Origin of the sequence: Enterovibrio paralichthyis (genome assembly GCF_019209835.1) — a bacterium.
In the GTDB taxonomy this organism is placed as follows: domain Bacteria; phylum Pseudomonadota; class Gammaproteobacteria; order Enterobacterales; family Vibrionaceae; genus Enterovibrio; species Enterovibrio paralichthyis.
Genome location: NZ_JAHUTS010000010.1, coordinates 73,041 through 97,236, shown reverse-complemented (window position 1 = coordinate 97,236; position 24,196 = coordinate 73,041). Strand labels below are relative to the sequence as shown.

The following is a 24,196-nucleotide window of genomic DNA, read 5'->3' as shown; positions in this document are numbered from 1 at the left end:
TGTCTTGATGGAGAGAATTCATCACAAAGTAGGATTGGTAGATTGGGAGCCACCACTTAGGCTCAGTTGTGGGGTAAAAGTCTGCCCCGAAGTATCGATACAAGGAGCGAATTTTATGTGGAAAAAACCTAGCTACACTGAAATGAGACTTGGTTTCGAAGTAACTCTCTACATCAGCAACCGCTGAGTCGCGTTTAAAGCGGGATGTCTACTGGCGATAGTGACATCCCGTTTTTGTTTTCTTTTACCCATAGAAACGAAAGGGATAACGGATGCGAATAGAGGTATTGGGATCTTCCGCAGGGGGCGGTTTTCCGCAGTGGAACTGCCACTGCCGCATGTGCCAGTCAGTGCGCGACGGCACCAGCCGGGCTGAGCCGAGAACCCAGTCTTCCATTGCGGTCAGTGATGATGGTGACAACTGGGTGGTGATAAACGCTTCCCCCGATATCCGCCAGCAAATCAATGCCTCTCCCCGCCTTGCCCGTACTGAAGGCACCCGCGGTTCCAGTATCCGCGCCGTGATTGTTACCGATGCCCAGATTGACCACACCACCGGCCTGCTGATCCTGCGCGAAGGCCTGCCGCTGGAGCTTTACTGCACGCCAGAAGTGGCACAAGAACTCAGTACAACCTACCCGATTTTATCCATGATGCAGCACTGGGAAGGGGGATATCAGACCCACACCGTCGATATCGAGAGCCCGGATGGCTGGCGTATTCCTGCGGTGCCGCATCTGGCGTTTTACCCGATTTCACTTTCATCCAATGCCCCGCCATTTTCCCCTTACCGTAACCGGCCAAGACCGGGGGACAATATCGGTCTCAAGATTGTGGACACCCGAAGTGGGGCAACCCTGTTTTATGCGCCGGGGCTGGGCGCGCCGGAGCCGTCAGTATTAGAGGCGATGAAAGACGCTGACTGCGTGATGATGGACGGCACACTGTGGACAGACGATGAGATGATCCGCGCCGGACTTGGCACCTCACTTGGTTCCGAGATGGGGCACCTTTCTGTGTCCGGCGACGATGGCATGTTGGCGCTGTTAAGCCAGTTTGATAATCCGCGCAAAGTGCTTATCCATATCAATAACACCAACCCCATTCTCGACCCCGACTCACCGGAGCACCATGCGGTGCGCGAGTCCGGGGTGGAAATCGCGTTTGATGGCATGGAAATCCAGATTTAGGGAGGCGGTATGACCAAGGCAATGAGTCGTGAAGATTTCCAGCAGGCGCTGCTGGATAAAGGGCAGTACTATCACATTCACCATCCTTTCCACATCGCTATGTATGCGGGTAAATGTACCAAGGAGCAAATCCGCGCCTGGGTGGCAAACCGCTTTTACTACCAGACATCCATCCCGGTGAAAGACGCCGCCATTATGGCCAATTGCCGCGATCCGGATATCCGCCGCGACTGGGTGCAGCGCATTCTTGACCACGACGGCCACAAAAGCCTCGACTGCAAGTGGGGCGGCATTGAAGCCTGGCTGCAACTGGCCGAAGCGGTGGGGCTGAACCGTCAGGATGTGATTGACGAAAAATGGGTACTTCCGGGGGTGCGCTTTGCGGTAGATGCCTATGTGAATTTTGCCCGCCGCGCCACCTGGCAGGAGGCCGCCTGCTCCTCCCTGACCGAACTGTTTGCGCCGCAAATCCACCAGTCACGCCTCGATTCTTGGCCGACCCATTACCCCTGGATTGATACCGAAGGGCTGACCTATTTCCGTCAGCGTCTGAGTCAGGCTCGGCGCGATGTCGAACATGGTCTGGCGATCACCCTGGATCATTTCACCTCTGTGGAAGGGCAGGCGCGGGCGCTCAATATCCTGCAGTTCAAACTCGATATCCTGTGGTCGATGCTCGACGCCATCAGCATGGCCTACGAGTTCAACCGTCCGCCGTATGTCGGCATCACCGACCAGCCGGTGTGGCACCATTCGCTGGAGCGTTAACGGCAGCCTTAACAACGGACAATCACAAAGGGAGAAGTCACGTGAGCGACGCACAATACCAACGCAATGCCATGTTTCGCATGCAGTTTGAAAAAGCACAGGACTGCCATGTGCTGCTCTATCCTGAAGGCATGGTGAAACTCAGTGACAGCGCTGCAGAAATCCTGAGGCAGTTTGAGAGGCCGAGCTCGGTAGCGGAAGTGATTGGCCGTCTGGAAGAAAAATTCCCCGGCGTTGACCTGGCCGGTGATGTGAATGAATTTGTGGAGGTCGCCCGTGACAAAAAATGGCTCGAAGCCTGTTAATCCCCCGCTTTGGCTGTTAGCAGAGCTGACCTATCGCTGTCCGCTTCACTGCAGCTACTGCGCCAATCCCATTAACCTTGGCGACCCAGAGGACGAACTTTCCACCGAGGAGTGGTGCCGGGTGCTGGAGGAAGGGCGAGAGCTTGGCGCGGTGCAGCTCGGTTTTTCCGGCGGCGAACCGCTGATGCGGCGCGATCTGGAACAGCTTGTCGAACACGCGCATGGTCTGGGTTACTACACCAACCTCATTACCTCGGCGGTCGGCCTGAATGAAAAACGCATTGAAGCGCTGAAAGCGGCGGGGCTGGATCATATCCAGATCAGTTTCCAGTCTGCCGATCCGGATCTCAGTGATGCCATTGCCGGAAAACGCCATGCCTTTGAACACAAGAAGGCCATGTTCAAGGCGGTGAAGGCCAACGGCTTTCCTATGGTGATGAATGTGGTGATCACCCGCCAGAACATCGAGTCCATCGAGGCTATCATGGCGCTCGCCATTGAACTCGAGGCGGATTTCGTCGAGCTTGCCACATCGCAATATTACGGCTGGGCACTGCATAACCGCGATGCGCTCTTGCCATCCCACGACCAGATTGCCACGGCCGAGGCCAAGGTCAACGCATTACGGGAAAGTCAGAATGGGCAGGGGCCCAAGTTTATATTTGTCACCCCGGATTACCACGAAACTCGCCCCAAACCCTGCATGAGCGGCTGGGGCAATGTGTTTATCAATATCGCGCCGGATGGAAAGGCGCTGCCATGCCACAGCGCCGCGCTCCTCGATTTACCCCATCCCAACGTGAAAGATCATGGGCTTGCGTACATCTGGCGCGACTCTGAAAGCTTTAATCACTTCCGCGGATTTGACTGGATGCGGGAACCTTGCCGAAGCTGTAATGAGAAAGAAAACGATTTTGGTGGTTGCCGCTGTCAGGCTCTGCTCCTGACCGGCAATGCCGCCAATGCCGATCCGGTGTGCAGCAAATCGCCCCATCACTCTGTGATTGAGGCGGCGGTGACTAAGGCCAATCAGGGCTGTCACAGTGAAGCCCTGTCCCGGACAGTGAAAAACAGCCAGATCATTTTGTCGGTTAAGCCATGATGAAATGACAAACAGGAGACGCGATGGCGATACGCAACCCCGCCGCATCTGATTGGATGTTGTTGCCTCCGGGTGAGCAACAGCTTGAGACTGGCTGGGTGGGATATCGTCATGTCACGGGAATGGTTCACTGGCACTATGCCGCTGCCGATGAAAACAGATTAAGTGCCGCCCTGGTGCTGCCCACGCCGGTAGAGGATGACAGCGGTATTACCCACGCCTTGGAACACATGGTGCTGCGCGGCTCTTCCCGCTATACCGATCCGGAAACCTTCCTCAACCTTCGCGCTGAGCTGGCTTTGCTGGAGTTCAACGCCACCACCCAAAAAGAGAGCACCCGTTTTCACCTCAGTGGCTACGACCCTACATCGGCCCTGCGTGGTCTGGGTTTTATGACCGACTGCGTGTTCCAGCCCCTGTTGCTGGAAGAAGATTTCGCGCAGGAGGTGGTGGATGAAAAGGGCGAAAACGGGGCGCTTTACCGTGAACTGACGGCCTACATGAAGCTTGCGGCTTTCCGGGAAGCAACAGCGCTTGCCATGCAAAGCACCCCGCGCGCGCCGCTTTATGGCGGCATGCCGGAAACGGTCAAACAGCTTGATATCACCGCGCTGCGCCGTTATCACCACCGTTACTACCGGCCGCAACATGCGTTGTTGCTGACCGCCGGTACCTGGCCCATGGTCGCGCTGTGGCACCAGGTGTCCAAAACCCTGAAGGATGTCGGCGGCGTCGGGTTAACAACCCCGCCAGCCGGTTCCCTGTTCGCCGCTTCGAAAGCCCCAGCGATGCGTCTGGTGACTCTGCCGTATGCGCCGCAGTGGGCAGCGGCCCTGCATCCGACTCTGAGCGCACCGCGCTGCCAGCAACAGCTTCGCCAGCTCGGCGCGACGCTTCTGCCATTGAGCAGTGATTTCCAGCCAACGCCACAGCTTCACTTTTCCCTGGCGGACGATGCCGATACCGAAACGCTTACGCGCTTTGTGGAGGACAGCGCTCGGCGAATGCCATCACGTAGGGTGAGCTGGCAAAGCCGTTATCAGGCGCTGAAAACCGGACAGGATATGGCGCGGCGCTGGGGGGATGGCCTGCAGCGCCTTTACCATGGTTTTGCCCAGACCCCATTTGCGCCGCCGTTTCTGGCGGCGGATAAGGACGACCCGCTGCTGACGGCCAAAGAAAGGGAAGGCGGGCAAGGGGAGTGGTGTCCGTCCTGTCCACCGCTTACCCGATTGGCGATACTGGTACGGCTTAGTGCCCGTGACACCACCACCCGCGAAGCCATTGAGCGATGGCTGGTTCTTTGCCAGCAACGCACCTTGCGATGGGCATGGATGCAGGGGAAGCCTGTGATAGGCGGGTTGGGAGAATGGCAGAGCGCCAATATCAGGTTACTCGGTTACACCGTGGATGTGCCGGAGGATGAAGCTGCTGCGTTGCGCCATTTCTGGCATCACCAACTGGGGGCGGATGAAGTCAGTGCTGTGGACGGGGAGTGGGAGCATGCGGCGCACGGCATTTCCCTCAGCGTGCGGGGCAGTATTCCGGTGTTCCGTGCCGGTACCATTATGGTCAGCCACAAAGATGACGCCGATGCCATGCATGTCACTCTGTCATTCCCCCATACTATTGATGCGGGGGATATTGCTGTTTTCGGGCAGGCGGTGATGGCGACATCCATGATGAAAAAACGCCGCCTTGGCGGTCGCTGCTACAGCCTGACGGTGGCGCTGGATTTGCTCAGTTATGAACTGACGTTTGAGTCAGTGGCGGACAGTGACCCGGCTGTCACCTTTATTGCGCTGCTTCATGCCATTGAATCCCTGACCGAGCCACTCACCCAGAGTGAACTGGAAACCCGCTGCCAAGGTGGGCTGGGGTTGGTATCAGCGCGGTATAACAAGCATTGCGCCCGCTTTCTCAAAGCCTTGCTGGCGCTGGCAGGACAATCCCCGGCGGTGGATTTTTCACAGGTCACGCCGGCCAGTCTGTCAGAGCTGGCCTGTCACGTGCTCAAAGCACTGAAACACCCCACCCTGCATTGACCGCGACGTGGTTCAGCGTTTGAGGTAACGGTCGAAGTCGATATTGGTCACGCCGACCACCGCCTGGATGCGGTTATGCACCCCCAGCTTTTTCAATATCGCCGAAACGTGGGACTTCACCGTGGTCTCGGAAATATTGAGATCGTAGGCGATCTGCTTGTTGGCTGCGCCCTGTGCCATGGATTTCAGCACCAGCAACTGGCGGCGGGTCAGGGTATGGAGCATTTCCGGGGAAAACTGAGGCTCGTCCTTGCGCCGTGGGCTGGCGTCGCCATCGCTTTCGGCGCGGATAATGTCGGCGGGCAGATACACATGACCCTCCAGGATCTGCTCGAAGGCTTCGCGCATTTTCTCCCTTGGCGCGCTTTTAGCGATAAACCCCACCGCACCGTAGGCGATGGTTTGCAGGATAATTTGTTTGTTGGTTTCGGCAGAAATGATAGCGACGGGAATGGTGGGGAACTGGTTTCTCAGCTCCAAAAGCCCTTTAAGTCCCGCCATGCCCGGCATATTGAGATCGAGCAGGATCAGGTCGAGATCAGGGTGGGTGCTAGCCAGTGACAGTGTGTGTTCTATGTCCTCTGACTGCAAAATCTCGCTGTCGTCATAGCCATCACGGATCACCGCTATTAACGCATCACGAAACAGCGGATGATCATCGGCAACGAGAAACTTGAACATAACTTCATCCCTTATTAGTCACGCCGACGCCTTCCCGGCGACAGCGGTAATTCAACATGCGACAGCGGCGAAACGGTCTCTCCAGCCGTCAGTTCGCCTGAGCGCAAATCAGAATCGTCTCCCGATAATCAGTGTAGTGACCCTGATTCCATTTGTGACCCAGTGGCTGTCACGTTTTTGAAACTTTTGATATGGGAAGTTTGCAAAAATGTAAATTTCCTTCCTAAGTATGACGCGAATACGCGGGCTAAGCGATTAAACTAAAGATGGATAAAAGGATATGAGCAGGAGAGCACATGGCCGCGCTTCAACCGCTGGCGCCTCAACGCGCCATCTTCAGTGCTGCAACGTACCAACTGGATGCTACCAAGGCAGCCAGAGAACTTGCGTTGCAGCTAGATCGGGAGGAGATAGGCTTTGTCATCTTCTTTTGTTCGTCGGCGTACGATCTTGATGCGCTGGGGCGTGAAATGCGCCACGCTTTTACCCGCTGTGAAGTGATGGGTTGCACCACTGCCGGGGAGATCACCCCCTCGGGCTACGCCAAAAGTAGTATCAGTGCGCTGGGTTTCTCCCGCCGGGACTTCAAGGTCAGCGGCAGGCGTGTTCCATTGGAAGGTTTTGATCTCCAGGCGGCGCAGCTGTGTGTCAGCTCCCTGATTGAGCAATGCCAGAGCGGCCTGAAGGCCCCGATCAACGGCAATACTTTTGTCCTTACCCTGATTGATGGCCTCTCCCCGAATGAAGAACGCTTTCTGGTGACCCTGGATACGGCCCTCGGACGCCTTCCCCATTTCGGCGGCTCGGCAGGGGATGACGTCAACCTAGCCAACACCCATGTCTACAGCGACGGTGCCTTCCACGCCGAATCGGCAATCGTGGTGATGTTCAACACCCACTGCCCGTTTGAGGTGTTCACCACTCACCATATCGAGAGCCTCGACAGCAAACTGGTGGTGACTCAGGCTGACAGCACAGCGAGGCGGGTCTATGAATTCAATGCAGAACCGGCGGCGGAGGTCTATGCCCGTGAAGCGGGGATCACCCTCGAAGATCTGAGACCGGAGATCTACGCCCTGCATCCGCTCGCGGTGCTGATTGGCGATCAGTACTACGTCCGTTCGATCCAGAAAGTAAACGAAGATCTGAGCCTGGATTTTTACTGTGCCGTGGATGACGGCATTGTGGTGACGGCGATGCGCCCGGGCGATCTGTTTGCTGATATGGAAGCCAAGCTGAAAGCCATCGAAGCACGCATTGGAGAGCCTGAGCTGACTTTTGCCTGCGACTGTTTCCTGCGTCGCCTTGAGATTGAACAACACATGATGCGCGATACGGCCAAACAGATTTTCAGCCGCTTCAACCTGGTGGGTTTCAATACCTACGGAGAACAGTTGAACGGCATCCATATGAACCAGACACTGACCGGGGTGATGATTGGCCGTCCGCCGCTTGAATCACCGCCGGCAGCGCTCGATATTGCGCGTAAGGCAGGTTAGCTTGAGTGAATCGAAAGCAGCGTTGCAGGCGCGAATTGCTGAGCTGGAAGCGGAAAACAGCCGCCAGAAAAAGATCATTGATGCCTTGGTGCGTCGCGCCGAGCAGGGCGGGTGTGGTCAGGTTGATGCATGGGGCGCCTTTCAGCATTCCGTGGTGCTTGCCGATCAGGTGCGGGAGAAAACCGAGGAGCTGAATCAGGCGCTCCATTCGATTGAGTCGGCCAACCGCGAATTGATGCTCGCCAAACAGCAGGCCGAGCAGGCGCACCAACGCTTTATTGATGCCATTGAATCCATTACTGACGGCTTTGCCCTGTTTAACGCAGACCGCGAGCTGGTGTATTCCAACAGCCGTTTTCAGCGTTACTGGCGTGATAACGACGTGTCGCTGGAGTCACCCTCCCTGACGCCGGAAAAACTGCGCGCACTGGCGGAAGACCACGGCCTTATCGTGCGGGAGCAGGGGCATGGACGCAACGGTCATACCCTCAGGCTGCAAAACGGACGCTGGCTGCAGATCAAGGAGCGCCAGACCAGCAACGGTGGCCTGGTGATGCTTTATGCCGATATCACCCAGCTGAAGCGGGCGGAAACCGCACGCTTTGAGGCGGCGATGGCGGAGAAAAGCCGCATCCTGCAAAACATGGTGGATAACCTGTCTCAAGGGGTGTTGATGGTCAGCACCGGTGGAGAAGTTCAGGTGTTCAACCACCGCTTTATCGACATGAGCGGACTGGATCAGAACACGCTTAACGGTGCGCTGGTGGATGAATTGATGAGGGATTGCCCGGTGACATTGTGGCGGATCGGGCGCAGCGGTATCCGTCCGCCTGAAGGGATCCGGGTGCAGACCTTGCCGGATGGCCGCGTGATTGAGGTGCGCAGCCACGCCATGGACGATGGCGGTTACGTTAACACCTACACCGACATCACCCAGCGTTATCTGGATGCCAAGGAGTTGCGGGAAACCGAGCAGTGGCTCCGGCTGATCACGGACAATGTTCCGGCGCTTATCGCTTACGTGGGCGATGACCTTCGCTACCAGTTCACCAACCGTGCTTACGACGAGTGGTATGGCTATCCGCGCGGCGCCCTGATTGGCCAGCACATTTCTGTCTCGCGCAGCATGTCGACCTTTGAAGCGTTGCGACCCTACGTGGAGCGGGCGTTGGCCGGTGAGTCGGTGGTGTTTGAGCTGGAGGAATACAACGCCTTCGGTGAAGCGCGCTATGTGGTTAAAAGCTACGTGCCCAACCAGGGAACCAACGGCAAGACAACCGGCTTGTTCGTGCTTAACTGGGACATTACCGAACGCAAACAGAGCGCCCAGAAGCTGGAACAGGCATACCAGACCCTGGAGCTTCGGGTGCAGGAACGCACCGCCCAGTTGCAGACCCTTAATGACCAGCTTCAGGAAGAAGTGGAAGAGCGCCGCACCATTCAGGAGCGTTTGCTGGAAACCAAAAAAGAAGCCGAGCGTGCCAACCTGTCCAAAACCAAATTCCTGGCGGCCATCAGTCATGATTTACTGCAACCGCTCAATGCGGCGCAATTGTACCTTGGCTCACTGCTCAGCCACCGGATGTCGCCGTCGGCGCGCAAACTGGTGGCATCACTGGCGCACTCACTGGCAGATGTGGAATCGCTTATCACGACCCTGGTTGATATCTCCAAGCTGGATGCCGGGGTGGTGCGGGCGGACAAACAGTCGTTCCCCATCAGCGATTTACTCGACAACATCGCCGATGATTTCAGCCATGCCGCCGAAAATGGCCGGGTTGAAGTGCGCTACGTGCACAGCTCCGCCAATGTCTTTACCGATTCCCAGTTACTGGCGCGGATTGTGCGCAACCTGATGACCAATGCGCTGCGTTACACGCCTTCCGGGAAAATCCTGCTGGGTTGCCGCCGCTGCCGTGACGGTTTGCGTATTGAAGTGGTGGATACCGGTGTCGGTATCCCGGAAGACAAAAAGAACGAAATCTTCCAGGAGTTCAAACGCCTGACATCCAATCAGGATAAGAACCACACCCAGCTTGGCCTTGGGCTGGCGATAGTGGACAAGATTGCCGGAGTGTTGGGGCACACGGTTTCGGTGGACTCCCAACCCGGCGTCGGGTCGCGTTTTTCTGTGCTGGTGCCTTACGGTTCGGCGCAGACGCCAACGCTTCGCAACAACATTGAATCCCTGGTCACCGATACCAGCATGATGCTTCAGGGGGCGCGGGTATGGGTCATCGACAACGACCAGAATATTTGCAATGCCATGCAGGAGCTGCTGCAGCGTTGGGGTTGTGAGGTGCTGTGCGCCGCTTCGCTGGAAGAGCTGCAAATCCAGTGTGATACGGTGCAGACGCCGGTAGAGCTGTTGATTGCCGATTACCACCTCGACAACGATGTCACCGGGATTGCGCTGGCGCAGTCAATTAACGCACATCGTATGCAGCCGATCCCGACCGTGATTGTCACCGCCAACCGCAGTGAAGAGTTGCAGCATCAGGCGCGGGAAAACGGCTACCTGGTACTGCATAAGCCGGTTTCGCCTATGCGGCTGAAAATGACCATGGTGCATCTGCTCAGCGGCGATCCCCAGGATCTGCCGCCGACGGTGCTGGCGGCGTCTCAACATCGGTAATGGGCTTTCTGGCAGACCAGTAAGCGCCAGACTATGCTTTTTGATACGAAACCATTGGGAAAATTGTGCCCCGATGTTTTGGGCTGAAGCAGGTACGTACTATGACAAAAACGGAACTTCGCTCGCTGTACGGTCAGCGTATGTTGGTTGAGGCGCTGGTTGAACCCTCGCTGTCCAGTGATGGCTGGATTGTTGAGTTCCGCCATGCCCGTGGCGGTCTGGTGCCATTGACTGATGGCAACGGTATTGAACAGTGTTTTGGCGATGTGGACATGGCCACTGAAAATGCGCTGGATGTTGGCTTTCAGCAGGTGCGGATTATCGACAGCTGACTATTGCCTTGCCACAACACACTTTTGCGTCACCTCCTTTTAACTTTTTACGTCTATCCCGCCCTGATGCAGCGGCACTGAAACCAGTGCTGTTGCGGGCTCTATCCTGATAGCGCACCGCGGAACCCTGAATATCCCCATCAAACCCTTGGTTATAAAACATGCGTTTCTATTCTTTCTAGTTATTACGGTGAGTGGCTAATCTATGCTCACGCAATAATAAAGGGATGTCGTGTCATGTTACTCAAGGAACTTTCTGCGCTGGCCAGTCCGCTCAATGATCAGCAGATTGGTCAACTGCAAAAGACGGTGGCAGATTTGTCACCACAACAGCTGGCCTGGATCAGTGGCTATTTCTGGGGCTTAAGCCAAACTCCGGCCGCGGCAGGAGCAACCCCACAACCGCTGGCTGCAGCCGTGGCAACGGCGGCAAAACCCGCCGGTAAGCTGACCATTATTTATGCCTCCCAAACCGGCAATGCCAAAGGTGTGGCAAAGTCTTTGGAAGCGGCAGCGCAGGCAGACGGCATCGAGGTTTCCCTCTATTCAGCTGACGATTACAAGCCACGCGATCTGGCAAAGGAAACCCATTTGGTGATCGTTGCCTCCACCAACGGTGAAGGCGAGCCACCTGATAACGCCATTTCCCTGCACGAATTCCTGCAATCGAAAAAAGCGCCCAAGCTCGACAAGCTGCAATACGCGGTACTGGGACTGGGTGATTCCAGCTACGAGTTTTTCTGTCAGACCGGTAAAGACTTCGACACCTTCCTGTCCAAACTGGGTGCCAAAGCGATCACGCCACGTATCGACTGTGATGTTGACTATGAAGGCGATGCAGAGCGCTGGCGTTCAGATGTGCTGGGCAAGGTAAAAGAAACCATCGGTGGTGGTGCCAGCGAAGTGGTCGTACCGCTGCATGCCGCCACCTCGGTGGGCACGGCATCAGCCTACAGTAAGCAAAACCCGTACACCGCAGAACTGGTGGCTAACCAGAAAATTACCGGGCGTGATTCGGGCAAAGACGTGCGCCATATCGAAATAGATTTGGGCGAGTCTGGCCTGACTTACCAGCCGGGTGATGCCCTGGGTGTTTACTACACCAACAGCCCTGCGCTGGCGGACGAGATACTGGCGAAAGCCGGACTGACTGGCGATGAGACGGTGGAAGTGGCCGGTGAATCCCTCACTTTGCGTCAGGCATTGATTGAGAAGTTTGAAATCACCGCGTCCAACCCGCAGCAGGTCGCGGCCTTTGCCGAGCTTTCCGGCAGCAAGAAGCTGCAAAAGTTGGCTGAAGACAAAGACAAGCTGCGCCAGTATGCCAACAACACTCAGGTGGCTGATGTACTGGGCGAGAAGAAAACAAAGCTGACTGCCGAGCAACTGGTTGGCTTGCTGCGCAAACTGACGCCGCGCTTGTATTCCATCGCTTCAAGCCAGGAAGAAGTCGGCGAAGAAGTGCACCTGACTGTCGGTCTGGTGGAGTTTAAAAACGGTGACAACACCCGTGTTGGCGGCGCGTCCGGTTTCCTGGCACAGCGCGCTGAAGAGTCTGGTGAAGTGAAGGTCTTTATCGAGCATAACGACAACTTCAAACTGCCTGCTGACGACGATGCGCCGGTTATCATGGTGGGGCCAGGTACCGGTATCGCACCATTCCGCGCTTTTCTTCAGGAGCGTGATGCACGCGGTGCAGAAGGGAAAAACTGGCTTTTCTTCGGTGACCGTACCTTCACCCAGGACTTCCTGTATCAGGTGGAGTGGCAGAAATACCTCAAAGACGGTGTGCTGACTGAGATTGATCTGGCTTTCAGCCGTGATCAGGCAGAAAAAGTGTACGTTCAGGACAAGCTCCTCGCCAAAGGTCAGGCAGTTTGGCAATGGCTGCAGGACGGCGCGTACCTTTACATTTGTGGTGACGCAACCCGTATGGCCAAAGATGTGCACGAAGCCCTGATCACTGTGATTGAACAACATGGCGGCAAGAGCCGAGAAGACGCAGAAAACTATTTGAACGAGCTGCGTAAAGCCAAGCGCTATCAAAAGGATGTGTATTAATGAGCGACAAGCAAATTGTGTTGGGCGAAGAGCTGGGCCCATTGTCAGACAACGAGCGTCTTAAGCGGGAAAGTAATTTTTTACGCGGCACCATCGAGCAGGATCTGGCTGATCCGGTCACCGGTGGCTTTACCGCCGACAACTTCCAGTTGATCCGTTTTCACGGCATGTATCAGCAAGATGATCGCGATATCCGTGCTGAGCGCCAGAAACAGAAACTGGAGCCGTTGCACAATGTGATGCTGCGTGCACGTATGCCGGGCGGGATTATTACACCCAAGCAGTGGCTGGCGATTGACGAGTTTGCAACCGACCACACCATGTACGGCAGTATCCGCCTGACCACGCGCCAGACGTTCCAGTTTCACGGTGTGTTGAAGCCAAACATCAAGCTGATGCACCAGACCCTGAACAAGATTGGTATCGACTCGATTGCCACGGCGGGTGACGTTAACCGTAACGTGCTGTGTACCTCGAACCCTGTAGAGTCTGAACTGCATCAGGAAGCCTACGAGTGGGCGAAGAAGATCAGTGAACACCTGCTGCCGAAAACCCGTGCCTATGCCGAAATCTGGCTAAACGGTGAGAAGGTGGAAGGGCATCAGGATGAAGAGCCAATCCTGGGTTCCAACTATCTGCCACGTAAATTTAAAACCACTGTCGTGATCCCACCGCAAAATGATGTGGATGTGCACGCCAATGACCTGAACTTTGTGGCGATTGCCGACAACGGCAAACTGGTTGGCTTTAACGTGCTGGTGGGTGGCGGCCTGGCCATGACCCACGGCGACACGGCAACCTATCCGCGTAAGGCTGACGACCTGGGGTATATCCCGCTGGCGAAAACGCTGGACGTGGCGGCGGCAGTGGTGTCTACCCAGCGCGATTGGGGTAACCGTTCAAACCGTAAGAATGCCAAGACCAAGTACACCCTGGATCGCGTCGGGACTGATGTGTTCAAGGCCGAAGTGGAAAAACGTGCAGGTGTGACGTTTGAGGTGAGCCGTCCGTATGAGTTTACCGGCCGCGGTGATCGTATCGGTTGGGTAGAAGGCATTGATGGAAAACATCACCTGACCCTGTTTATCGAAAATGGTCGTTTGCTGGATTACCCGGGCAAGCCACTGAAAACCGGCGTGGCCGAGATTGCCAAAATCCACAAAGGGGATTTTCGCATGACCGCCAACCAGAACCTGATTGTGGCGGGCGTGTCGAAATCCAACAAAGCCAAGATAGAGAAGATTGCCCGCGAGCATGGACTGATGGATGATGGCGTCAGTGAACAACGCAAAAACTCCATGGCGTGTGTGGCATTCCCAACCTGTCCGCTGGCGATGGCGGAAGCTGAGCGTTTCCTGCCGGGCTTTGTGACCGAGCTGGAAGGGGTACTGGAAAAACACGCTGTGGGTGATGAGCACATCATCTTCCGTGTTACTGGCTGTCCGAACGGCTGTGGCCGCGCAATGTTGGCGGAAATCGGGCTGGTGGGTAAAGCGCCTGGCCGTTACAACCTGCACCTTGGCGGAAACCGCGAAGGGACACGTGTGCCTAAAATGTACAAAGAGAACATCACCGATGCGCAGATCCTGGAAGAGATCGACGCACTGGTCGGGCGCTGGGCGACAGAGCGCAACGACGGCGAAGGCTTCGGTGATTTTGTTATCCGCGCCGGTATCATCGCGGAAGTGAAAGTCTCTAAGAGGGATTTCTATGCCTAAATTTCAACTGTCCGATCTGCTGGGCCTGACCAAGGCACAACAGATAATGGAGCTGGCGCCCATTAACGCTGAGCTGGAAAGCCTGTCAGCGCAGGAGCGGGTTCGGTGGGCGTTGGAAAACCTGCAGGGCGAATTCGCCCTCTCTTCAAGCTTTGGTATTCAGGCGGCAGTGATGTTGCACCTGGTGACGCAGGAAAAACCGGATACGCCGGTGATCCTGACCGATACCGGTTACCTGTTTCCTGAAACCTACCAGTTCATCAATGATCTGACCAAGCGCCTGTCGCTGGATCTGCGGGTTTACCGCGCTGAGCAGAGCGCAGCCTGGCAGGAAGCGCACTATGGCAAGCTGTGGGAGCAGGGTGTTGAGGGCATTGAGCTGTATAACCGCCTGAACAAGGTGGAGCCGATGCGCCGTGCACTGGATGAGCTGAATGTCGGGACCTGGTTTTCCGGCCTTCGCCGCGATCAGTCCGGATCACGCAAGACCTTACCTATTCTCGGGATCCAGAACGGGGTGTTTAAGTTCTTGCCAGTGATCGACTGGACGAATAAAGACGTGCACTACTATCTGAAAGATCACGATCTGCCGTATCACCCGCTGTGGGATCAGGGTTATGTTTCTGTTGGGGATGTGCACACCACCCGTAAGCTTGAAGCAGGCATGACAGAAGAGGAAACCCGCTTCTTTGGCCTAAAGCGCGAATGTGGTTTGCATGAAGATGATGTGAGCGACGGCGCCGGTATTTAACCTGACGTAGAATCTGAAAAGCGATGCCCCGGCATCGCTTTTTTGTTACTCACGGTCGGGAGATAGCCGCAATCTGGCGGGCGATTTTGCCCGAGAGCTTGTTGATACCCCGTTGGTTGATGACATCCTGTTGCCCTTTGATTTCCACAATCACTTCCGGGTAGGCACTGTCAGTCGGAACATGAACCACCTGCGCGATCAGATAGGCAAACAGGAAACTGGGTTTATGAAGCTGTGTGATCACGACCCATCTGGCATCGTGCTCACGCCCTAGTTCGGCAGCGGCCTCCGGATGTGACAACAGGTAACCAAAGCCCTGATTGGCATTGGCATACTGTTCTGGCGACACGGCGACCACGCGAAAACCATGCTTTTCTTGCAGGGTTTGCCTGAGCATGTCTCCGAGCATGGCTGTGCGCGCCACTTCTTCGCTGTTGTCGGTCACAAAGGTAAGGTCATTGAGTTCAAAGTCGAGCACCAGCATGTCGGTGCTTTTGGCGGGCAATGGGAGCAGAAAAGCCACAAACAACAGGCCGGCGGCGAGCCGGCACAATGTCGAAGGCAATGAAAAACGGGCAGTCAGTCTGCCCGTTTTTAGGGGATCAGTCGTCATCATCGTCACGTGGTGGTTTCGAAGAAGCTTCGACAACGGGCACACCGAAATCGTTGAGGATCATGGCAATTTGCGGTGCATTGGCATCCATGGCCATTTCAACGGTCTCTTTCCACGGCTTCTCGCCGTATCGGACTCCCATGGAGATGGAAAAATCGAACACATTGCCATTGCCGGATGTCAGGGGGATCACGGCCAGATCCGGATAGGCTTTGGCAAAGTAACCAGCGATGGGGCCCCAAATCACCAAAGCGTCGAATTCACCGTCGGCAACGCGGCCAACCATCTTGCCTGGATAGTCTTCCGGATCGCCATTCATGATGCGGAAATACTCGGTGCTGTCTTTAAAGCCATTTTCCCGCAGCCAACTTACAGCAGGGGAAGGGCTGAACGCGGCAACCTTGATCGCTTTCTTCACTGCATCCGGCAAGGCGAGAAAGTCCTGCTGGTTGTTGACGTTTGCCAAAGCCCCGTCTTTTTTCAGCAGCAGGGAGTAGGCAGAGCGGTAGTAAGGTTTGGTGGTGGCGGCAATATCAAACTGGGCCGGAACGCCGATGACCAAATCACAGGCAAAGCGCCCTTCAATATCGGACCAGTTTTTCAAGGTATTGCGGATAAAGCCCATACGCTGGGGAAACCAGACATACTCAACATCCAGCCCGAAGTATTCCCCCAGTTGCTCGGCAATTTTGTTTTCAAACCCTTCCTGCGCTTTGTTGGAGTAAGGCAGGTTATTGGGGTCGGCACATACCCGCAGCTTGTCCGGCAGCGGCGACGGAAACGCTTTCTCTGCGGCTGCCACGGAAGACAGGGACAACAGTCCGGTCAGGATCAGGGCAATGCTTGTATTGAATAACTTCATCATGGCCTCCTACTGACTGGCTGTGGTGATGGTTTCAGCGACAAAACACTGTTTTTCCGCCTCTTCACGCAACCCAAGCAGCTCGCTGCGTGCCTGTCGGCTGTCTTTGGATGAGCGGAAATACCCCCCGCGTTCACCGCGCATATTGCGCAGGCGCACAAAGGCATCGTCGTAGGCGAATTGTTCAAACGTCATCTTGTCGGCAATTTTGTCTATCACACAGCTGCAGCCATACATGTTGACGTAAGAAGGCCCCCCTTTGAGCGCCATGCACTCCTGGACAAACTTGACCCGCTCAACGGTTGGGAAATCATTGGCTGTGGCAGACGCTGAATAAGCGAGTGCCATCACCGCCAACAATGAACTTATTTTCGATACGGCTTTTTTCATAAGTTCCTCCTGCCACTACAGAATGCCTTCCTGTTGCAGCTGTTTTTTGAATTTTTTCAGCAATCCTTTGGCAGGAAGCAGCGACTTGTCTTTTTCAATCTCGGCCAGATAAGCGTCGATGACGCCTTCGATGTCACTGGGGGTGCCAACCAGGATCACACCGCCCATACGCGCACCCCAGTGTGGTGCACATTTGTAGACGTAAACCCCTTCGTTCTCGAAAACCTGGCTGTACTCCATCCCCAGCTCTGAGTTAATTTTCTCAGTGCCTTCCGGCACCATGGCATCAATGGTTTCCACGTTGTGGGCGGGCATATTGGTCCAGCTCACCCTGTCGCCGGGTTGCATGATCACCACCATGGGGTCGAACTTTACCCCCACTGCGGTAACGATAAATTCCTCAGCAAAGGCATTGGTTGTCCATCCCCCGATAAGGCCTAAAAACAAACAGAATGACTTGATAAAACGTCTTGCCATGTGCGTTCCTTCTCTTGCTGTCCGTTGAGTGTAGATGCCCCGAAATTTGCACAACCCATTGCTGTGCATCAGAGCTGAGAAAGGGGAGCAAATACTCCCCTTTTAGTTTTTATACCCACACAACCTGAAGATGCAGGATTCAGCGAGATTGACTGGCGTTGTGATCGCGGCGTTCCTTTGTAGGTGTAGTCACCTCCATCAAAAAGGAACAACAAAGAGCACTGCGTCAGTAAACTCGCCCGAAGGGAGGCCATCAATGCGCCCACTTCTTCGTTAAATTCCACGGAAATAGAACGACTATTCCACGTAAAATTTGCCTTGAATTGAACGCATTGATGACCTCTGAATGCGCGCATCTTCAGGTCGTATGGGTATAATTATTATTAATTCGGCAAGGCGAAGACTGTCAGCACACCGCCCAGTTGGGTGTAGTCAGACAGCCTGCGGTAAGCCCCTACCGCACCCAGGCCATCGGTGTCACCTTCAAGGCCTGCAGCCATACCGATACCGGCCCAGCCACCGACACCGGACAGCACAGCGATGTATTGTTTGCCGTTGTGCACGTAAGTGTTCACGTTACCGATAATGCCGGATGGCGTTTTGAAGCGGTAAAGCTCTTTACCTGTCTTTTCATCCACGGCTTTCAGGTAGCCTTCCAGCGTACCGTAGAACACCACACCACCGCCGGTTGCCAGTGCACCACTCCATACAGAGAATGGCTCAGGCAGTGACCAGACGATTTCGCCTTTCTCCGCGTCCCAGGCGATAAAGTTACCCATGCCGCCATGACTGTCTGGGGCAGGGAACATGGACAGGGTGGCACCCACATAAGGCTGGCCTGCGGTGTAGGAGACTTCAAACGGTTCGTAGTTCATGCACACATGGTTGGTCGGTACATAAAACAGACCGGTACGTGGGCTGTAGGTTGCCGGTTGTTGGTCTTTGGTACCCAGCGCAGCAGGACAGATGCCTTTGGTGTCCACATCCTCACCGTTTTGGCCGGTAGAATATTTCGCTACAACCTGAGGAATACCGGTTTCCATGTCCACATGGGTTGCCCAATTCACCGCAGGGTCGTATTTCTGCGCGACCAGAAGTTCGCCGGTCACACGGTCGAGGGTGTAGGCAAAGCCGTTGCGGTCGAAGTGAACCAGCAGTTTGCGATCCTTGCCGTCGAATTTCTTGTCGACCAGGATCATCTCATTCACGCCGTCGTAATCCCACTCATCATGCGGCGTCATCTGGTACATCCATTTCGCCATACCGGTATCGGCATCACGCGCCATGATGGTCATGGAATACTTGTTGTCGCCCGGACGTTGGGATGGGTTCCAGGTACTTGGGTTACCGGTTCCGTAGTAGATAAGGTTCAGCTCAGGATCGTAGCTGTACCAGCCCCAAGTGGTACCGCCACCGATTTTCCACTGATCCCCTTCCCAGGTTTTAAGGCTGGAATCTTTGCCAATCGGTTTGAGCATGGCGGTGGTGTTTTCATCGACCAGCATCTCTTCGTCAGGCCCGGTGCTGTATGCACGCCAGGCCAAGCTGCCGTCTTTGATGTTGTAGGCAGTCAGGTAGCCGCGGACACCGAATTCACCGCCACTGATACCGGTCAGGATCTTGTCTTTTACGACCAGTGGGGCATTGGTGTTGGTGGCACCGACTTTAGGATCGCCGTTGGCGGTTTTCCAAATCACTTCACCGGTATTTTGATCCAGAGCGACCAGGGTGGTATCTGCCTGTTGCAGGAAGATCTTGCCATCTGCATAGGCCAGACCACGGTTTACCGTGTCACAGCACATCACTGCAATAACAGATGAATCCTGCTTCGGCACATATTCCCACTTCAGGGCCTTGGTATTGAGATCAATGGCGAAGACTTTGTTTGGAAAGGGAGTGTGGACGTACATGGTGTCGCCCAAAACAAGAGGGCCGCCTTCATGACCACGCAGTACGCCGGTTGAGAATGTCCAGGCAACCTGAAGATCCTTGGCGTTTTTCGCATTGATCTGATCGAGCGGGCTGTAACGTGTGCCTGCATAGTTTGCCCCCCACATGACCCATTGATTTGGGTCATCCTGCAGTTTGATCAGTTCGTCGTTGGCCTGTGAAGCCGCCGGGAACAGCAGGGTAAGAGAGAGGGTGGCAGCGGTACACAAGCCGTTACGTAGCCTTGCTGCATCTATCATGTTTACTTCCTCCGTGACTGCGGGTGCTGTCGGCAACCATTGCCAGCCAACACTCAGCCTGTTCTCGATGTCGTGGGCGCAATCCGCGGAGTTGTGGGACGCTCTCCGGGCCATACTCGCTCGGTTTTTGCCGGAAAACAGATGTTTGGCGACAGCAGCGATCTACAACGTAGGCGGTTTCGCGTGTTTTCTGTAATGAGTTCTGACCACCGTTTCGTTACCTCACAAACGGAAATTTGCGGCAAACCTTGCCGCCCGTTGATGACAAAACGTCGGTGCATTTGAGTTTATGGCAGCTTTTGCGGTTGTGGGAGGAAGTGGCGAACACAACACTTTTGTTTTCCCGCAATAATACTAAGGTCAGAGTAAGGGATTGTTATTAAACGAAAAATTGCAGCGACTGAGTCTTGTTCCTACCCGTTGTGGCAAGAGTGAAAAAGCGGGGAAACGGCGCCATACATTGCTTATTCAACGGGATACGGCGCCGGTAACAATCTCGTCCAGTGAATGGGAATTCCCGCTATTGGGATGATATGTCCCATTGGCTGGAAAATTCGCGGCCGGTGGAATCTTTCACGTCGGCCTTGAGCGTACCACTTTTGTCCTTGTCCATATGAAAGGTGAAAGCGGGGTTTTCGCTGATGGAGATACCGCCGTTAAAGCTCATCACAGGCTCGCCGTCCAGGGTAATGTTTATGTCGCTGACATAATCAGACGGGATCCAGTGGCGGGTCAGCTGGTCGATTTGCAGGCCGCTGTAATTGGGGTGGCTGATTAGAAGTTGAAGGGCATTGTCTTCGCCATCTTCACGTTGTTTGAGTTTCATCTGCCCCATGCGCTGGCGGGCAAGAATATCGTCCGCTCCGGCAGGGGCGGAGCAACCACCGGACGCTTTGACAAAGCGGCTGTTCATATGAAGCTTGCCGTCCTGAGTCTGGGCAATGACCCGCACCGGGCTATAGGCATTGATCCTGACCCGGGTGGACAGATCCGCAATACCGATGTTGGGGGTCATATCAAACGTGCCGACGATCGGGGAAGGGTTGTTGTCGATGATCAGGTAGATTTTTTCGATCGGGTTGGGGGCATCCTGCCTCTCTTTCACTTTCACCGCGATAGGTACTAAGGCGGCATCCAGTGCGCGGGTGGGGGCTTCGAGTGTCACGACATCATCGCTTTCTACGATTTCCGGTGATCCGGGAAACAGGCTGTCGCGGATCAGTGGCCAGTTGGCACTGTTGTCAGCAAGGGCGGCTGCGGGCATTGTTGCCAACAGGCCTGACAGGATAAGTATCTTCAGTTTCATGGTATTTCCCTCTCGTCATTCCCACTCCAACTCCGTGTAGGCCTGGATCACGTTACGGGGGTGGTAGGTCGTATAGAGCTGCCACGATTCTGTTGGTGACGCGAGGACTGTGGTGCTGGCGGTGTTGATATCAATGTTGTCGTTAATGGCGGCACGAACAGCCTGTGCCAGTGATGAGAGATAGCGCGTTTGTTTATCAAACGCTGCGGTGGAGGACTGCACAGCCCCGTGGCCAGGCACAATGTGTTTCAGCGGCAAGGCTTTCAGGGTATCGGTGACAGTAAGCCAACCGAGCAGGCTGCCATCGAGTGTGGGCAGATGATCCACAAACAGCAGATCGCCGGTGATCAGGGTGCCGGTTTGGGGATCGAACACGGTCAGATCGTGGCGGGTGTGCGCCCGTGGCTGCGCAGTCAAAACCAGGCGGCGGTTACCAAGATCGATCACCGTTTCACTTTCGACGGTACGGGTTGCTGCGACAGGCTGGGTGCCTTCAAACCAGGGTTGGGTAAGCCGGTTCAGGTAATAACCGGATTTGGCGGCGAAATCACCGGGGTAGAGATGGTGGGCAATAAATTCAGGGTTTTCGCCTAAAAAGGCCTGGTTACCAAAGTTATGGTCGGCATGCACATGGGTGTTGATGACATAACGAACCGGCAGCGGCGTGACTTCCCTAATGGACGCCAGAACGGCTTCTCCTGCCCGGCGGCTGCCACCGGTGTCGATCACGGCGACAGCGTCTCCGCCGACTATAAAGGTGATGTTGGAGACGGGATCTCGGTCGGTTTCAAACAGATCCGCAATTTTGCCCTCATGGACATACACCCCGGGCGCCACCTCCTCAAAGGGCAAGGTTTCGGCAGAAAAGGCGCTTGCTGTCAGCAAGAACAAGAATGCGCACAGGGATTTCATTGTCGCACCGGTGTGTGGGTTTCGAGCGGGTAACCGGCCTCGTTCCAACCCGTCACCCCATTGCGATACCAGTAGACGTTTTTTGCGCCTAATTCAACCGCACGCTTGGCGGCATTCCACGAATGCCAGCAACGGGGTTCACAGAAAATCACCACGGGACGATCGTCCGGGAGATAGGTTTGCAGCAGGGTTATAAGGTTATCCGGCAGGATACCGTGACCGGTATTGGCCAACCACAGTGCGCCGGGCAGGGTGTCACGACTCGGTTCGATCCAAAGCGTCCCAGGGGCAAGATCGTCAGGCTTGTTCGGCGCCGGATACACATCGATCAGCACCGGATCTTCCGTGTCGATCATTGATTTCAGCGTCGCGGGGCTATCGATAACCTGCGCACCTGAAACGGTGTCGGGAACGGAACCACGATAGTCGCTGGTGCGATAGTTTTCTGGCTCTGGTGTTGTCTCAGCATTGATTTTAAAGGCGCAAAAACAAAACAAAATCGCAGCTATGACACTGATTTCCCTGCTGTTTTTGTGGTTAAGCATACTACTTTCTACTGATAATACTCCTACCTTGGTAGGAGACAGGCGGAGAGTAATCCATTATGGATTAGTCTTAGGATAACAAGCAGACCGCCCTTGGGCGGCTTTTATTGTTGCAGCCATCAATAAACTTCTTTTCAGTGGGGCAAAGATGAACCGTTGGAGTGGTGTTGAAGAATTTGTTGAAGTGGTCAACAGTGGTAGCTTTACCGCCGCCGCACGCAAACTGGGGGTGTCGACCTCCCATGTCAGTCGTCGTATAGACGCATTGGAAAACCGGCTCACCACCCGTTTGCTATACCGGACAACCCGTCAGATAACCCTGACGGAAGTAGGCCGGATGTACTTTGAACACTGTAACAATCTGATAGAACAATTTGCAGACGTTGAAGCACTGGTTACTCAGATGCAGACCGAGCCTGTGGGGACGCTGAAAATCACGGCGCCCTCTGTGTTTGGTGAGAAATACATTGCGCCGCTGGCCAATGATTTCATGCAGGTGCATACCAAGCTCAGCGTGGAATTTCATTTCACTAATGATGTGGTCGACATTGTGCATGACGGCTACGATTTGGCGATCCGCACCGGGGAGTTGAAAGACAGTACCCTGATGGCGCGGAAACTGGCGCCCAGGCGTTTATACGTGTGTGCATCGCCGCGTTACCTCAAAGAGCATGGTTATCCTAAACACCTCGAGGATTTGCAGTCTCACAATTGTCTGGTGGGGCTGGTGGATACCTGGGCGTTTGAGGAAAACGGTACGCCAGTGCAATACAAGCCCAAAGGACGCTGGCACGGCAACAGCGGCAGCGCAGTGCTGGATGCGACCTTGCAGGGGCTGGGTTTGGCGCAGTTGCCTGATTATTACGTGAGCCGGAAGCTGCTTTCAGGGGATTTGGTAGAAGTGTTACCCGACTACCGTTCGCCGGATTCTTCGGTGTGGGCGGTGTATCCGTTTAACCGAAACCTGTCCGCCAAAGTGCGTTTGTTCGTCGATTTCCTGACTGAGCGTTTTTCCCATCATTTGCCATGGGAGCATGAGGATGAGCCGCTGGAAGATGATGACCATCAGGAGGCCGCGGGCAGGTAGGCCGTTTGCCCGGCATACGGACATAAAAAAAGCCAGCAGATTTGCTGGCTCTTTTTTGGCAGAACTTACAGGATATCCAGCAGTTCTACTTCGAATACCAGTGCTGCGAAAGGAGGGATCGCTGCACCCGCACCGCGCTCGCCGTAAGCCAGATCTTGTGGGATGTACAGTTTCCACTTAGAGCCAACAGGCATCATTTGCAGTGCTTCAACCCAACCTTTGATCACGCCGGTTACCGGGAATTCAGCTGGCTGGCCGCGCTCAACAGAGCTGTCGAATTTAGTGCCGTCAGTCAGGGTGCCGTGGTAGTGAACACGTACTTGTTTGTCAGCAGTTGGGATTTCGCCGTTGCCTTCAACCAGGATTTCGTACTGCAGGCCTGAGTCAGTCACAGTCACTTCAGCGCGTTTTGCGTTTTCAGCCAGGAAAGCTTCGCCTTCTGCTGCCGCTTCTTTCGCTGCTGCCATGCGAACTTCTTCTGCTTTCATGTGCAGTTCGCGCAGTGCGTTGTTGATTTCGTCGATTTCGATTTCAGGCATGTTACCCGCCAGTGCGGTTGCGATACCCTTCGCGATTGCATCTACATTCAGACCTTCCAGACCAGAACCTGCCAGTTGCTGACCCATTTGCAGACCGATGCCGTAGCTAGCTTTCTGCTCTACGGTTTCCAGTTTTACATCAGACATGTCGTCTCTCTTTCGTTGCGGGTTTGTAAGGCGGCAAGGATA

Annotated in this window: 23 protein-coding genes; 13 read left to right on the top strand and 10 right to left on the bottom strand. The window is 55.0% G+C overall.

The annotated features are described in order from the left end of the window. The first annotated feature begins 7 nt into the window (after nt 1–7). The 6 genes from pqqA (at nt 8) to KU854_RS13535 (ending at nt 5,410) form a co-directional block, all read left to right on the top strand. Nucleotides 8–187, top strand: a complete 180-nt coding sequence (pqqA, locus tag KU854_RS25155; RefSeq protein WP_418885859.1) for a pyrroloquinoline quinone precursor peptide PqqA — start codon at nt 8–10, stop codon at nt 185–187. An 85-nt stretch (nt 188–272) separates the two neighbouring features. Beyond that, nucleotides 273–1,190, top strand: coding sequence for a pyrroloquinoline quinone biosynthesis protein PqqB (pqqB, locus tag KU854_RS13555; protein ID WP_218359037.1), 918 nt, complete (start codon nt 273–275; stop codon nt 1,188–1,190). A 9-nt stretch (nt 1,191–1,199) separates the two neighbouring features. Beyond that, nucleotides 1,200–1,958, top strand: coding sequence for a pyrroloquinoline-quinone synthase PqqC (gene pqqC, locus KU854_RS13550; protein WP_218359036.1), 759 nt, complete (start codon nt 1,200–1,202; stop codon nt 1,956–1,958). 41 nt (nt 1,959–1,999) lie between these two features. After that, nucleotides 2,000–2,263, top strand: a complete 264-nt coding sequence (gene pqqD, locus KU854_RS13545; protein ID WP_054779537.1) for a pyrroloquinoline quinone biosynthesis peptide chaperone PqqD — start codon at nt 2,000–2,002, stop codon at nt 2,261–2,263. Next, nucleotides 2,235–3,365 (top strand): pyrroloquinoline quinone biosynthesis protein PqqE, encoded by a 1,131-nt coding sequence (pqqE, locus tag KU854_RS13540; protein WP_218359035.1) that lies wholly within the window; start codon nt 2,235–2,237, stop codon nt 3,363–3,365. Before pqqD ends, pqqE begins: the two co-directional genes overlap by 29 nt. 23 nt (nt 3,366–3,388) lie before the next feature. Then, entirely contained in the window at nt 3,389–5,410 is a 2,022-nt protein-coding gene (locus KU854_RS13535) for an insulinase family protein (protein WP_218359034.1), read from the top strand. A gap of 12 nt (nt 5,411–5,422) precedes the next feature. Here KU854_RS13535 and KU854_RS13530 read toward each other — a convergent pair whose 3' ends face one another. Next, entirely contained in the window at nt 5,423–6,091 is a 669-nt protein-coding gene (locus KU854_RS13530) for a LuxR C-terminal-related transcriptional regulator (RefSeq protein ID WP_218359033.1), read from the bottom strand. Nucleotides 6,092–6,387: 296 nt separating this feature from the next. Between KU854_RS13530 and nosP the strand changes: the two genes are divergently transcribed. The 6 genes from nosP (at nt 6,388) to KU854_RS13500 (ending at nt 15,087) form a co-directional block, all read left to right on the top strand. Further along, entirely contained in the window at nt 6,388–7,590 is a 1,203-nt protein-coding gene (gene nosP, locus KU854_RS13525; RefSeq protein WP_218359032.1) for a nitric oxide-sensing protein NosP, read from the top strand. A 1-nt stretch (nt 7,591) separates the two neighbouring features. Continuing rightward, nucleotides 7,592–10,225 carry a NahK/ErcS family hybrid sensor histidine kinase/response regulator gene (locus KU854_RS13520; protein WP_218359031.1) on the top strand — a complete coding sequence of 878 codons (2,634 nt, stop codon included), beginning with the start codon at nt 7,592–7,594 and terminating at the stop codon, nt 10,223–10,225. A 101-nt stretch (nt 10,226–10,326) separates the two neighbouring features. Then, entirely contained in the window at nt 10,327–10,557 is a 231-nt protein-coding gene (locus tag KU854_RS13515) for a hypothetical protein (protein WP_054779538.1), read from the top strand. Nucleotides 10,558–10,794: 237 nt separating this feature from the next. Beyond that, the gene (locus KU854_RS13510) at nt 10,795–12,618 is read left to right on the top strand and encodes an assimilatory sulfite reductase (NADPH) flavoprotein subunit (RefSeq protein WP_218359030.1); all 1,824 of its coding nucleotides are present in this window, start codon (nt 10,795–10,797) and stop codon (nt 12,616–12,618) included. Continuing rightward, a complete protein-coding gene (cysI, locus tag KU854_RS13505; protein ID WP_218359029.1) occupies nt 12,618–14,336 on the top strand; it encodes an assimilatory sulfite reductase (NADPH) hemoprotein subunit in 1,719 nt (572 codons plus the stop codon). The genes KU854_RS13510 and cysI overlap by 1 nt, the downstream gene beginning before the upstream one ends. Then, nucleotides 14,329–15,087 (top strand): phosphoadenylyl-sulfate reductase, encoded by a 759-nt coding sequence (locus tag KU854_RS13500; protein ID WP_218359028.1) that lies wholly within the window; start codon nt 14,329–14,331, stop codon nt 15,085–15,087. Before cysI ends, KU854_RS13500 begins: the two co-directional genes overlap by 8 nt. A gap of 49 nt (nt 15,088–15,136) precedes the next feature. Here the strand turns inward: KU854_RS13500 and KU854_RS13495 are convergent, their stop codons facing one another. The 8 genes from KU854_RS13495 to KU854_RS13460 all read right to left on the bottom strand — a co-directional run bounded on the left by KU854_RS13495 (nt 15,137) and on the right by KU854_RS13460 (nt 22,381). After that, complete coding sequence (locus KU854_RS13495; protein ID WP_218359027.1) at nt 15,137–15,700, bottom strand: DUF2380 domain-containing protein; 564 nt, start codon at nt 15,698–15,700, stop codon at nt 15,137–15,139. After that, nucleotides 15,690–16,562, bottom strand: coding sequence for a quinoprotein dehydrogenase-associated putative ABC transporter substrate-binding protein (locus KU854_RS13490; RefSeq protein WP_218359026.1), 873 nt, complete (start codon nt 16,560–16,562; stop codon nt 15,690–15,692). Before KU854_RS13490 ends, KU854_RS13495 begins: the two co-directional genes overlap by 11 nt. A gap of 9 nt (nt 16,563–16,571) precedes the next feature. Beyond that, nucleotides 16,572–16,952 carry a hypothetical protein gene (locus KU854_RS13485; protein WP_218359025.1) on the bottom strand — a complete coding sequence of 127 codons (381 nt, stop codon included), beginning with the start codon at nt 16,950–16,952 and terminating at the stop codon, nt 16,572–16,574. A 15-nt stretch (nt 16,953–16,967) separates the two neighbouring features. Next, nucleotides 16,968–17,429 (bottom strand): plastocyanin/azurin family copper-binding protein, encoded by a 462-nt coding sequence (locus tag KU854_RS13480; RefSeq protein WP_218359024.1) that lies wholly within the window; start codon nt 17,427–17,429, stop codon nt 16,968–16,970. A gap of 383 nt (nt 17,430–17,812) precedes the next feature. After that, complete coding sequence (locus KU854_RS13475) at nt 17,813–19,618, bottom strand: methanol/ethanol family PQQ-dependent dehydrogenase (protein WP_218359096.1); 1,806 nt, start codon at nt 19,616–19,618, stop codon at nt 17,813–17,815. A gap of 520 nt (nt 19,619–20,138) precedes the next feature. Then, complete coding sequence (locus KU854_RS13470) at nt 20,139–20,924, bottom strand: quinoprotein dehydrogenase-associated SoxYZ-like carrier (protein WP_218359023.1); 786 nt, start codon at nt 20,922–20,924, stop codon at nt 20,139–20,141. A gap of 15 nt (nt 20,925–20,939) precedes the next feature. Next, nucleotides 20,940–21,836, bottom strand: a complete 897-nt coding sequence (locus KU854_RS13465; protein WP_218359022.1) for a quinoprotein relay system zinc metallohydrolase 2 — start codon at nt 21,834–21,836, stop codon at nt 20,940–20,942. After that, a complete protein-coding gene (locus KU854_RS13460) occupies nt 21,833–22,381 on the bottom strand; it encodes a rhodanese-like domain-containing protein (protein ID WP_218359021.1) in 549 nt (182 codons plus the stop codon). The genes KU854_RS13465 and KU854_RS13460 overlap by 4 nt, the downstream gene beginning before the upstream one ends. A 148-nt stretch (nt 22,382–22,529) precedes the next feature. Between KU854_RS13460 and KU854_RS13455 the strand changes: the two genes are divergently transcribed. Then, on the top strand, nt 22,530–23,468 hold the full coding sequence (locus tag KU854_RS13455; RefSeq protein ID WP_054779544.1) for a LysR family transcriptional regulator: 939 nt from the start codon (nt 22,530–22,532) through the stop codon (nt 23,466–23,468). Nucleotides 23,469–23,533: 65 nt separating this feature from the next. Here the strand turns inward: KU854_RS13455 and KU854_RS13450 are convergent, their stop codons facing one another. Continuing rightward, a complete protein-coding gene (locus KU854_RS13450) occupies nt 23,534–24,154 on the bottom strand; it encodes an FKBP-type peptidyl-prolyl cis-trans isomerase (RefSeq protein ID WP_218359020.1) in 621 nt (206 codons plus the stop codon). Between the last annotated feature and the right edge of the window lie 42 nt (nt 24,155–24,196).